This window comes from Pseudomonas grandcourensis (genome assembly GCF_039909015.1).
Lineage (GTDB): Bacteria > Pseudomonadota > Gammaproteobacteria > Pseudomonadales > Pseudomonadaceae > Aquipseudomonas > Aquipseudomonas grandcourensis.
This window is the reverse complement of the sequence record NZ_CP150919.1, coordinates 2,336,509-2,348,483: the sequence shown is the minus strand read 5'-3', so window position 1 is coordinate 2,348,483 and position 11,975 is coordinate 2,336,509. Positions and strand designations below refer to the sequence as shown.

The 11,975-nt window shown below is 61.9% G+C and carries 8 protein-coding genes; 2 read left to right on the top strand and 6 right to left on the bottom strand.

Annotated features, from left to right (window positions below):
* The first annotated feature begins 185 nt into the window (after positions 1–185).
* On the top strand, positions 186–689 hold the full coding sequence (locus AABM52_RS10495; protein WP_046037821.1) for a peptidylprolyl isomerase: 504 nt from the start codon (positions 186–188) through the stop codon (positions 687–689).
* Complete coding sequence (gene lpxH / locus AABM52_RS10490; RefSeq protein WP_347911685.1) at positions 686–1,438, top strand: UDP-2,3-diacylglucosamine diphosphatase; 753 nt, start codon at positions 686–688, stop codon at positions 1,436–1,438. The genes AABM52_RS10495 and lpxH overlap by 4 nt, the downstream gene beginning before the upstream one ends.
* Before the next feature lie 123 nt (positions 1,439–1,561).
* On the opposite strand, the gene AABM52_RS10485 is transcribed toward lpxH, so the two are convergent.
* From AABM52_RS10485 to AABM52_RS10460, 6 genes are all read right to left on the bottom strand, one after another.
* Complete coding sequence (locus tag AABM52_RS10485) at positions 1,562–3,115, bottom strand: DHA2 family efflux MFS transporter permease subunit (RefSeq protein WP_347912607.1); 1,554 nt, start codon at positions 3,113–3,115, stop codon at positions 1,562–1,564.
* Positions 3,116–3,173: 58 nt separating this feature from the next.
* Positions 3,174–4,376 (bottom strand): HlyD family efflux transporter periplasmic adaptor subunit, encoded by a 1,203-nt coding sequence (locus AABM52_RS10480; protein ID WP_347911684.1) that lies wholly within the window; start codon positions 4,374–4,376, stop codon positions 3,174–3,176.
* 15 nt (positions 4,377–4,391) lie between these two features.
* Positions 4,392–5,861 carry an efflux transporter outer membrane subunit gene (locus AABM52_RS10475; protein WP_347911683.1) on the bottom strand — a complete coding sequence of 490 codons (1,470 nt, stop codon included), beginning with the start codon at positions 5,859–5,861 and terminating at the stop codon, positions 4,392–4,394.
* Positions 5,858–6,331, bottom strand: a complete 474-nt coding sequence (locus tag AABM52_RS10470; RefSeq protein WP_347911682.1) for a MarR family transcriptional regulator — start codon at positions 6,329–6,331, stop codon at positions 5,858–5,860. Before AABM52_RS10470 ends, AABM52_RS10475 begins: the two co-directional genes overlap by 4 nt.
* A 213-nt stretch (positions 6,332–6,544) precedes the next feature.
* Positions 6,545–10,216, bottom strand: coding sequence for a translocation/assembly module TamB domain-containing protein (locus tag AABM52_RS10465; RefSeq protein WP_347911681.1), 3,672 nt, complete (start codon positions 10,214–10,216; stop codon positions 6,545–6,547).
* Positions 10,213–11,940 (bottom strand): autotransporter assembly complex family protein, encoded by a 1,728-nt coding sequence (locus tag AABM52_RS10460; protein WP_347911679.1) that lies wholly within the window; start codon positions 11,938–11,940, stop codon positions 10,213–10,215. Before AABM52_RS10460 ends, AABM52_RS10465 begins: the two co-directional genes overlap by 4 nt.
* Between the last annotated feature and the right edge of the window lie 35 nt (positions 11,941–11,975).

The following is an 11,975-nucleotide window of genomic DNA, read 5'->3' as shown; positions in this document are numbered from 1 at the left end:
ACCTGACAGAGCGCACTCTGTAAACCGTCGTATTTAATAGGCCGTAAATGAAAAAACAGCCTCGAAATTCGCGTCTGGCACGCTAAACTGCGCACCTTGGCCAAAAAGGCTGAACCGGTGGCGGGACGCGATGTTCCAACACCACGAATTCCTTAGATATGCTTCATCTCAAAAGAGTACCGATCATGACCCAAGTCAAACTGACTACCAACCATGGCGACATCGTCCTCGAACTGAACGCCGACAAAGCCCCGATCACCGTGGCCAACTTCGTTGAGTACGTTAAAGCCGGTCACTACGAAAACACCGTTTTCCACCGTGTCATCGGTAACTTCATGATCCAGGGCGGCGGTTTCGAGCCAGGCATGAAAGAAAAGAAAGACAAGCGCCCAAGCATCCAGAACGAAGCTGACAACGGTCTTTCCAACGACAAGTACACCGTTGCCATGGCCCGCACCATGGAGCCGCATTCGGCTTCCGCGCAGTTCTTCATCAACGTGGCCGACAACAGCTTCCTGAACCACAGCGGCAAGAACGTGCAGGGCTGGGGCTATGCGGTATTCGGTAAAGTGACCGCCGGCACCGACGTTGTCGACAAGATCAAAGGCGTGGCCACCACCTCCAAGTCCGGCCACCAGGACGTACCAGCAGACGACGTGATCATCGAGAAAGCCGAGATCATTGAGTGATATTGCTGATTTCAGACTTGCATCTGGAAGAGGAGCGCCCGGACATTACCCGGGCGTTTCTGGATTTGCTCGCCGGACGCGCCCGCTCGGCGAGTGCGTTGTACATCCTGGGCGACTTCTTCGAGGTGTGGATTGGCGACGACGCCATGACACCCTTCCAGCGCTCCATCTGCCAGGCCCTGCGCGACATCAGCGACAGCGGCACGGCCATTTTTCTGATGCACGGCAATCGCGACTTCATGCTCGGCAAGGCCTTCTGCAAAGAAGCCGGCTGTACCCTGCTGAAGGATCCGAGTGTCGTGCAGTTCAACGGCGAGCCGGTGCTGCTGATGCACGGCGACAGCCTCTGCACCCGCGACGAAGCCTATATGAAGCTGCGCCGCTACCTGCGCAACCCGATCACGCTGTTCATCCTGCGGCATCTGCCGCTGCGCACCCGGCACAAGCTGGCGCGCAAGCTGCGCAGTGAAAGCCGTGCGCAAACGCGGATGAAGGCCAATGACATTGTCGATGTCACGCCCGAGGAGATTCCGCGGATCATGCAGGAATACGGCGTGAAGACCTTGATCCACGGGCACACCCACCGTCCGGCGATTCACAAGTTGCAGCTTGGCGAGCAAGCGGCCAGGCGCATTGTGCTGGGGGATTGGGATCGGCAAGGGTGGGCGTTGCAGGTGGATGAGCAAGGGTTTGCGCTGGCGCCCTTTGATTTCACGCCTCCGCCGCAACTCGAAGCACCCGCGAACTAACAGCCGAACATAGAACCCTGTGGGAGCGAGCTTGCTCGCGATAGCGGATTAACATTCAACATCTCTGTTGACTGATCCACCGCCATCGCGAGCAAGCTCGCTCCCACAGGGGCTTGCGTTGACTCAATGCCCCGCGGAAGCCGCAGGCCCGGCCTTCGCTGTAAACGGCGGCTTGGCCAGCCACACAATCAATATCAGCCCAAAGAACATCCAGCCCAGCAAGGTGAAGTAGTCCACCGTGGACATGATGTACGCCTGGCTGACCACCATCTGATCCAGCTGCGTATAGGCCTTGGCCCCTGCCCCGCCCAGGTTGGTCAGCGCTTCGCGGGTCGCCGGATCGAAGGGGGTGATGCTTTCGGTCAGGTAGGCGTGATGCTGATCGGCCCGACGGATCCAGATCCAGGTGGTCAACGACGCCGCGAAGCTGCCGCCCAGGGTCCGCAGGAATGTCGCCAGCCCCGAACCGTCGGCAATCTGGCTCGGCGGCAAGTCCGAGAGCAGGATGGTCAGGGTCGGCATGAAGAACAGCGCCACGCCGATCCCCATGAACAGCTGCACCATGGCGATGTGCTGGAAGTCGACTTCATTGGTGAAACCGGCGCGCATGAAACAGCTCAGGCCGATGGCCAGGAACGCCCCGCCCGCCAGCAGGCGCATGTCGAATTTCGGTGCGTATTTGCCGACAAACGGCGCCAGCAGCACCGGCAGGATCCCCAGCGGGGCCACGGCAAAACCGGCCCAGGTCGCGGTGTAGCCCAGCCGCGTTTGCAGCCACTGCGGCAGGATCAGGTTGATCCCGAAGAACCCGGCATAGCCCAGGATCAGCACGATGGTGCCGTAGCGGAAGTTGCGATGGGCAAACAGTCGCAGGTTGACCACCGGGTGTTCGTCGGTCATTTCCCATATCACGAAGAACGCCAGGGCCACTACCGAAATCACTGAGCCGATCAGGATGAAGCTGGATTCGAACCAGTCGGCATCGTTGCCCTTGTCGAGCACGATCTGCAAAGCCCCGACGCCAATGATCAGCGCGATCAGACCGACGTAATCCATCGGCTGGCGGCTGGTGACCACCGGGCGCTTTTTCATCTGCTGGGTCACCACCCATGCCGCGAACAGACCGATCGGCACGTTGATGAAGAAAATCCATGGCCAGCTGTAGCTGTCGGTGATCCAGCCGCCGAGGATCGGCCCGGCAATCGGCGCGACCACCGTGACCATCGCCAACAGCGCCAGCGCCAGCCCCCGTTTCGCCGGGGGGTAAACCGCAATCAGCAAGGTCTGGGTCATCGGGTACAGCGGCCCGGCCACTACCCCTTGCAGCACCCGGAAACCCACCAGTTCCGGCATCGAGGTGGCAATCCCGCACAGGAACGAAGCCAGCACGAACAGCAGCGTCGCCCAGACAAACAGCTTCACCTCGCCGAAACGCCGACTGAGCCAACCGGTCAGCGGCAAGGCGATGGCGTTGCTCACGGCGAACGAGGTGATCACCCAGGTGCCCTGCTCCGAGCTCACGCCCAGGTTGCCGGAGATCGTCGGCAGCGCCACGTTGGCGATGGTGGTGTCGAGCACCTGCATGAAGGTCGCCAGCGACAGGCCGATGGTGCTGAGCAGCAGGCTGGGCGGTGTGAAAGACGCGTTATTGCTCATCGCGAATCCTTTGAAGCTGATTTTTTTGGAGCGGGTCTGGCGCTGCGCCGGTTGCCGGCGCAGCTGACGGATTGGCGAATCAGCGTTGCGCGGTCTTGCTGACCGCGGCGCTGTTGTCGTGGATCAACTGGGTGATCATCGCGTCGGCCTCGGTCAACTGACGGTCGTAGACGTTGGTGCTGAACGACGCCTTCTGCGGTGGCTGTTGCGCCAGCACCGGTCCGCTCTGATCGTGCAGGTCCACATCGACCATGGTCGACAGGCCGACCCGCAGCGGATGTTTGGCCAGTTCTTCGGCGTTGACGTGGACTCGCACCGGCACGCGCTGCACGATCTTGATCCAGTTGCCGGTGGCGTTCTGCGCCGGCAGCAGGGCAAAGGCGCTGCCGGTCCCGGCGCCGAGGCTATCGATGGTGCCGCTGTATTTCACGCTGTTGCCGTACAGGTCAGTCTCGATCTGCACCGGCTGGCCGATGCGCATGTCGCGCAGCTGGGTTTCCTTGAAGTTGGCGTCGATCCACAGCTGATCCAGCGGAATCACCGCCATCAGCGCGGTGCCAGGTTGCACTCGTTGACCAAGCTGTACAGAACGCTTGGCCACGTAACCGGTGACCGGTGCAATCAGCACGCTGCGCGAGTTGTTCAAGTACGCCTGACGCAATTGCGCGGCGGCGGCCATCACGTCCGGGTGCGATGAAACCACGGTGTCATCGACCAGCGCGCTGGTGGTCTTGAGCTTTTGCTCGGCGTTGGCCAAGGCGTTTTGCGCCGAGGTCAGGTCGTCGCGGGCGTGGGACAGTTCTTCCTGGGAAATCGCCCCGCCGGCCGCGAGGTTCTTGCGCCGGTTGAAGTTGTCCTGGGCCTTTTGCACTTCGGCTTTCTGCGCGTTGACCTGGGCTTTCATGCCGTCCACATCGCTGTATAAGCCACGCACCTGGCGCACGGTACGCGCCAGATTGGCCTGGGCGTTTTGCAGGCCGATTTCGGCGTCGTTCGGGTCGAAGTTCACCAGCACCTGGCCTTCATGAACCAGATCACCGTCATCGGCGCCGATGCTGACCACAGTACCGGTGACCAACGGGGTGATTTCCACCACGTTGCCGTTCACATAGGCGTCGTCGGTGCTTTCGCTCCAGCGCCCGTAGAACTCGTGGTAGGCCCAGACGCCCGCGCCGCTCAGCACGACGGCGGCAGCCAGTACCAGCAGCATGAACTTGCGCTTGCCCGAGTTGGGGTTGCCCTGGGTGTTTTCAGGAGGTTGAGTTGTATCGGCAGTGGCCATGACAAGTACCTTGAATTAGTGGGTCAGCGTGGCTGGCGTGGCGTTGGCCGAGGCGATGGCCTCAGGCTGGAAACCGCCGCCCAGCGCCTGCATCAGTTGGATCGACAGGTCAATCTGCTCGGCATTCAGGTTGGCCAGTTGGCGCTGGGCCTGGAGCAACTGCTGCTCGATGCTGAGCACGTCCAGGTAGTTACCGATGCCGGAACCGTAACGCTGGACCACGGTGTTGTAGGAATCCTGGGCGATGTCGGTGGCGTGCTGCTGGGCAGCGATCTGCCGGCCGATATCACGAAGCTGATTGATGCTGTCACTGACATCCCCCAGCGCCTTGACCAGGCTTTTGTTGTACTGCGCCACCGCGAGGTCGTAATCGGCGTCGCGGGAATCGAGGTCGGCGCGCAAACGGCCACCGTCGAAGATCGGCACCGAGATCGTCGGTGCGATGTTGAAGAAGCGGCTGGCCGAACCAAACATCGCATCGCCCAACAAGGATTCGGCACCGGCAGCGGCGCTGAGGTTCAGGTTGGGATAGAACCGGGTCTTGCCGGCATCGATGCTTTTGCTCGCCGCTTCGACCCGCCAGCGTGCGGCCACCAGGTCCGGGCGACGCCCGAGCAACTCGGCCGGCAGCACCGAAGGTAGCGCTACCGCACCCGGCTGAAGAATGTTCGGGCGGGCAATTTCATTGCCGCGGTCCGGGCCTTTGCCGAGCAGAACGGCCAGGGCGATTTTCGCGCTGTTCAAGCGCTTTTCGGCGTCGATCAGGTTGGCCTGGGAGGTGGCTTCCAGGCTTTCGGTCTGCTGGAACTGGTACTGACTGTCGATCCCGGCAGTCAGGCGCCGCTGGCTCAGGTCGAGCATTTGCCGGGTGCGCTTGAGGTCTTCATTGGACAGGTCGTAGACGATGTGTGCCTGGCCTAGATCGCTATAGGCCCGGGCGACATCGGCGGCCAGGGTCAGTTGCGCAGCCTGCTGGTCAACTTCGGCGGCGCGGGCCTGGCCGAGGGCCGCTTCCCAGGCATCGCGCTGACCGCCCCACAGGTCGAAGTTGTAATTAAAACCGGTGCTGATGTTGCGAATGGTGGCGTACGCGTCGCCCTGCCCGCGCGGGTCCTGGTCCCGGGCCAGGCGCGAGCGGCTGACACCGGCGCTGGCATCCAGGGTCGGCATCCGCTCGGCGTCGGCGGCGGAAGCGGCAGCGCTGGCCTGATGGGCACGGGCGTCGGCGATCTGCATGTCCGGGCTGTCGCGCAGGGCCTCGCGGATCAGGCCGTCGAGTTGCGGGTCGCCGAGGCTTTTCCACCAGTCGCTTTCCGGCCAGGCGGCGGGCGACAAAGTCACACCGCTGAGGGATTGCCCGGCCTTGAGGTTTTTCGCGTCGAGGCTCACGCCTTCGGTTTTCAGGCCGCTGTAACTGGCGCAACCGGCGACGCTCATGGCCAACAGCACCAGGCTCAGGCCGGTACGCAAGGGGTTACTGCTCATTTGTCACCTACCCGCAGCAGGGTGATCGAGTCACCGGCTGCCACCAAAATTTTCTTCAGGATCAACTCCAGGGTTTTCAGTTCTTCCGGAGTGATGGCTCCGGCCAGTTCATTCATGGCTTCGGCACCGATGTGCGGCAGGCGGTCGGCCAGCTTCTGACCTTCTTCGGTCAGTACCAACTGCACCTGACGGCGATCCGCCTCGGAGCGTTGGCGGGCGAGGAAACCCTTCTGCTCCAGACGATCGAGCATGCGCGTCATCGAGCCGCTGTCCAGGGACAGGTGACGGCACAACTCGCCCGGCGAATCGACGCCGAACTGGGCAATGATGATCAACACCTTGAACTGCGCGGCAGTGATGCCGTGGGGTTCCATGTGGGTATCGATGATCCGGTCCTTGAGCAGCGCGGCACGCCCGAGCAACAGGCCGAGATGGCAATTCTGGAAATCTTCTGGAGAGAAATGTTTCATCTGAACACCAATTAGCTGCCTAGGCAGTGAATGTATGTCGAGATGTTACTGCCTAGGCAGCGAATGTCAACGCAATAGTTAGCATGCTTGGTAAATACTTGATCAATGGCGTCGGATAATGCAAAAAAGATCGCAGCCTTCGGCAGCTCCTACAGGGTTTTATGTACACCCGTAGGAGCTGCCGAAGGCTGCGATCTTTTGATTTAAGCGGGCTTAGAAATCCCGCTTGTAGAAGATGTCCAGCGAACTGGCCACGCCGCCGGCGGCTTCGAGGTAGACCTTTTTGCTCAGCTTGTAGCGCAGGGCAATGGTGTTGGCCGGTTCGAACACGCCGACGCCATAGCGCAGGCTGAGCTTCTCGGAAATATTGCCGCTGGCCACCACACTGGTAGCGTCGCCGCTGCCCTGGGTGTCGAGCTGGAAGTCCTGGATGCCCAGGTTCTTGGCGATGCCGCTGGTCACCCCGGAACTGCCCATCAAGCCCAGACCGAGGGCCGCCTGGGCGAGCATGTTGTTGTCTTCGCCGTTGCTGCTCAGCGGACGCCCGAGCACCAGATAGGACAGGGCCTGCTCCTGGCTCATGGCCGGCTCGGAGAAGATCTGCGTGGTCGGCTGCTCGGCGCTGCCACTCAAACGAATGCCGGCGATGATGTCGTCGGTCTTGCGAATGGCCTCGATGTCCAGGTACGGCTGGTCGATGGGTCCGGCAAACAGCAAGCGCGCCCGGCGCACCGAAAGCCGCTGGCCGTAGGCGCGATAGCGCCCGTCGTTGAGCCACAGCTCGCCACGGGTGTCCATGTTGTCGCCGATGTGCACATGCCCTTGCACATTCGCGGTCAGGCCAAATCCGGCAAAGCTCAGCTTGTCCTCGCCGACCACCACTTCGATGTCCATCTTCATTGCCAGCGGCGGTTTGCCCTCCTCGGTCTGCTGACCGACGATCACCGTGTCATCGGAGACCTTGACCGTCGACGGCGGCAACTCGCGAATGGTGATGTCGCCTTTGGGCACCAGCACTTTACCGGCGATGGCCAACTCGTCGCCCTTCATCGAGATTTTCAGGTCCGGTGCCACTTCCAGCTTGGCGTATGGCTCGACAGTGACCGGCAACTGCGAGCCCTTGAGCGCCAGGTCCACCACCAGCGCCTGGCCCCAGGCGATGTTGCCGTTCAGGCTGCCCTGCCCGGCCTTGCCGCTGTTCCAGCCGCCGTTCAATTGCACGCTTTCACCGGCGATGAGCGCTTGAACGTGCAGGTTTTTCAGCTCCATCGGCAATTCAGGACCGGAGATCTGACCGTCGCTGAGTTGCAGACTGCCATTGACCTGCGGCGCCAGCAGCCCACCCGATATCGTGCCGCTGCCATTCAAGCGCCCGGTCAGTTTCTCGACCATCGGCACGAACGGTCGCGCCACCGACAGGTCCAGCCCGCTCAAACGGAACGAGCCGCTCAACGGTTTGTTCTTTGGCAACGGATTGAGCTGCGCTTGCACCATCAGTTCGCCGAGTTTGCCGCCGACGAAGTTGAGCTCGGTGTCGATGCGCTTGGGCGTGAGTTTGCTGGTCAGTTTCAGGGTCTGGTACGGGAAGTCCAGCCACTGGTCCTTTTCCTTGATGCGCAACGTGCCGCCGCCGGCATCGACGCTGACCTGGCCGTTCGGGCCACTGGCCGGCAGGTCCAGTTGCAGGTCGGCGTTGAGCCGGCCCTGCCAGGCGAAATCCTTCGGCAACCACTGTGCGAGGCTGTCGATCGGGAATTGCTTGAGGTGATAACGCAGCTTCGGCTCGGGCATCAGACGCGAGTCTTCACCGCACAGGCTGGCCTGTCCGGATGCCCAGCAATGGGCGCCAAAGTTGATTTTGCCGTCCGCCAGGCGTTCGAGTTTCGCCGGCCCTTGCAGCTTCCAGTCCTGGCCACCTGCCTGGATATCACCGCTGGCCAGGCGTCCGCGCCAATTGCCTTTTTCCAGCGCACCGTCCAGACCCAGCGCCAGTTTCAGCTTCGGCCCTTGCAGATCGAGGCTCAACTTCTGGTTCCTGATGTCGCCCTGGCCGCTGGCGGTCAGGGTTCCCAGTGAAGTGTCGCCGGCCTGGATGCCGCTGCCCTTGAGGTCGATTTTCGCCCGTTGCGCACTGTCCAGCGTGGCGTCCAGGTTGAGGCTTTGCAGGCGATTGTCCTGGAAAGCCAGTTGCGAGCCTTGCAGGTCGAGCTTGCCCTGGGGCGCCTTGAGCGTGCCGGCGACATCCACGCGGCCATTGAGCTGACCGCGCAGCTGCGGCCAGAGCTGGGCCAAGCGCGGCAGCTTGAGATCGATCTGGCCGGCGAGTTTCTGTTGCAGGCTGCCTTTGCCGCTGATGCTGTTATCGCCGAGGCGAACCTGCAGGGCGTTGAGGTTCCATTGTTCGCCACGGCCATCGGCCTTGGCCTGGATCACCGCTGGCTGACCGCGCAGTTTGCCCTTGAGGTCCAGGTCGGCATTGAGGCTGAGCACTTCTTTCTTCAGCTCGCCCGTGCTGCGCAGCGGCCCGGCCAGTGTGCCCGGCAGCTCCGCGACCCAGTACGCCGGGTTGATCGCCGACAAGTCCAGCGCGGTGTCCCAGGCAATGCCGTCGGCGAATTGCAGGTTCAGGTGCCCTTCGGCCTTGCCCTGCCCGGCCTGGAGTTGAATCTGTTGCAGGTAGATTTTCGTCAGGTCGCCCGCGAACGGGCTGGCCAGGGTGAAGGCGCCGGCCGGGCCATCCGCCGCCGCGGCGAAATGACCGAGGTACTTGCCATCGGTGTAAGAGACTTCGCCGGTGAACGTGCGAAGCGCTACCTGCGGTTCGTCGATGAGCGGATAGAGCCTGTGCCACGGGAAGTCCAGCCAGTCGATCTTCGCCTCGGCGCTCAGGCCCTTGCTCCAATCCACAAGCCCTGTGAGCTTGAGGCTTTGCTTGTCGTTGGCGGTCAGGTCCAGCGCGGCGATCTGCGCGCCCTTGGCGTCGACCTTGCCTTGCAGCGCCAGGGCGACGGGCCCTTGCTCGGCGGGCAGCGTGGCTTTGCCGAGCAGCGCGTAGCCGTTCTTCAAGTCACCAGCACCCGTGAGTTCAAGCTGATTGAGTTGCAGGGTATCTGGCAGATCGGCACTGGGCTTGAAGCCATCGGCGGTGATCCGCACCTTGGCCGGCAGGTTTTCCACCAGCGGTTGCAGTTCGCCAGTCAGTTGCCCGTTGAGGTAACCGCTGCTGTCGGCTTTCAGGTTCAGGGTTTTCAGCAGGTCGCCGTCGATCTTCAATTCCAGCGCCAAAGGTTCAGGTGTCGACAACAGGGTCAACTTACCGGAGGCGCTCAAGGGCCAGTTGCCAGAGGGTTGCAGCAGGCCGGACAGGTTCAGGCTCAGGTCATCGCGCTGCAACGACACCGCATCGATCTTCAAACCGGCCGTCGTCCAGTGCGCCGCCAGTTGCAAGCCCTTGAGTTCTTCGCTGCCGTTGAACAACAGGCTACCGACCTTGATCTCCCCCAGTTCGATGGCCAACGGTAACTTGAGCTCCGGGAGCGTGATCGGGCCGCTGTCTGGCTCTTCGGCACCCGGCGGGAACATCAAACTGACTTGATCGGCCTGCAATTGCTCGATGCACAAGGTCATGCGGGTCAGGCACAACGGCGACCAGGCGAAAATCACCTTGCTCAGCTCAACCCGGTTGTCGGCCTGTTGCCACAGCACCCGGTCGGCACTCCACTGCCCGCCCAACCGGCCCTGAAAGTTTTCCAGGCTCAAACCCGGCACGAAGCCCAACGCCCAGCGGCTGCCCGTCGCCGTGCCCAGCACCGTGGCCAGTGTCAGGACAACCACTGCCACCAGCGCCGCTATCGTCAGCAGCGTTACTTTCAAACCACGCTTCACAGCTCAGGCCCCATGGAAAAGTGCAGTCGAATGCCGCCATCGTCGTCCAGCGCGTGGGCCAGGTCGAGGCGGATCGGCCCAACCGGCGATACCCAGCGCACGCCGATACCGACCCCGGTCTTGAGGTTCGGCAGTTCGAGTGTATTGAAGGAGTTGCCCTGATCGACAAAGGTCGCGATCCGCCATTTTTCGGCGATGGAATACTGATATTCCGCGCTGGCGGCGACCATGTAGCGACCACCGATGCGGTCGCCTTCGGAATTTTCCGGGGACAGGCTCTGATAGTCGTAGCCACGCACGCTCTGATCGCCACCGGCGAAGAAACGCAGCGATGGCGGCACCGAATTGAAACCGTTGGTGGCACTGCCGCCGACCTGCACCCGCCCGAGGAAGCGGTGATTATCGAACACCGTGGTCAGGCCTTTGACCAGCGCCGTGCCGTAGAGCAAGTTGCTGTCGGAACCCAGACCTTCCTTGGCCACTTTGGATTCGAATTGCAGCCGATAGCCGTTGTGCGGGTCGATGCGGTTGTCGCTTTTAAGGTACGAATAGCTCACACCGGGCATCAGCAAGGTGCTCAGTCCCGAGTCGTCGCCGAGCTGGTAATCCTCGCGCTGCCATTTGAGCGACACCACCCGTTGCCAGCCGCTGGGCAATTTGCTGTGCCACTCGGGGCCGAGGGTCAGCAGCTTGCTGTGGGTGTCGGTGCCGGCGATGTCTTCATTCTGGTAGCCGCCGGCAAAACGCAGTTTGTCGGTCAGTGGCGGGTCCAGCGGAATGTCGTAGAACAGCCCGACGTTTTGCCGAGGTGCCGAGACTTCGGTTTCCCAGCCATAACTGTGCCCTTGCGCGTTGACCCAGTGCCGGGTCCAGTTGGCCTTGGCCCGTGGACCGACGTCGGTGGAGAAACCCAAGCCCAGGCCCATGGTCCGTGGCTTTCGGGTTTCGAGCTTGACGTCCACCGGGATCGCCTCGTCCCTGGACGCCGTGGGTGCCGTGTCCACGCGAACGCCTTCGAAGTAGCCGCTCGATTGCAGGTTCTGATTGAGTTCGGCGATCAGTTCCGAGTCATACGGGGCGCCGCTCTTGAACGGCACCATGCGTTGCAGCAGCTCCTCATCGAACGGCGTATCGCCCTCGAAACTGACCTTGCCCAAGGTATAGCGCGGACCGCTTTCATAGATCAGTTCGATATCGGCGACACCGGCACGGGGGTCGACCGACAGTTTTGAGCGGGTGAACCGGCCGCTGAAAAAGCCATAACGCGAAGCCTGATTCTGGATCAGTCGCTTGGCGTCTTCGTAATGCCCATGATTGAGCACGGCACCGGGCTTGAGCGCGTCGCTTTTGGGGATTCGAAAGGCCTTGAGGGAAGCTGCCGGACCGTCGACACGCACCGTGACGTTACGCAGATGCACAGGCTCGCCGGGGTCGACCTTCAACACCAGGCGCGGCTTTTCGCCGCCCTTCACCTCGCTGTCGATGTGCGGCTGGTAATAACCCAGGGCCTGGGCGGCCTTGCGCGCCTGTTCTTCGGCGCCACGGCTGAAGCGCAGCAGCGCCTCCTCATCGCGATCGCCGAGGCTGCCGATATAGCCTTCGATATTGGCCTTCAGCTCGTCATTGGACGGTTTGATCCGTACATCCAATTCACTTTGTGCCAGCGCTGCGCAGCTGGTCATCAGCATCAGCACACCGCTGGTAATTCTTCCTGGAAACTTCATAGGCGCGGATGCTATCACGAGCTTGAGAGCGTGAT

What these genes read in the sequence shown, in the direction of transcription:
- AABM52_RS10495 (WP_046037821.1), top strand. Translation starts at nt 186, where the DNA reads ATGACCCAAGTCAAACTGACTACCAACCATGGCGACATCGTCCTCGAA.
- AABM52_RS10480 (WP_347911684.1), bottom strand. Translation starts at nt 4,376, where the DNA reads ATGGCCACTGCCGATACAACTCAACCTCCTGAAAACACCCAGGGCAAC.
- AABM52_RS10475 (WP_347911683.1), bottom strand. Translation starts at nt 5,861, where the DNA reads ATGAGCAGTAACCCCTTGCGTACCGGCCTGAGCCTGGTGCTGTTGGCC.
- AABM52_RS10470 (WP_347911682.1), bottom strand. Translation starts at nt 6,331, where the DNA reads ATGAAACATTTCTCTCCAGAAGATTTCCAGAATTGCCATCTCGGCCTG.
- AABM52_RS10460 (WP_347911679.1), bottom strand. Translation starts at nt 11,940, where the DNA reads ATGAAGTTTCCAGGAAGAATTACCAGCGGTGTGCTGATGCTGATGACC.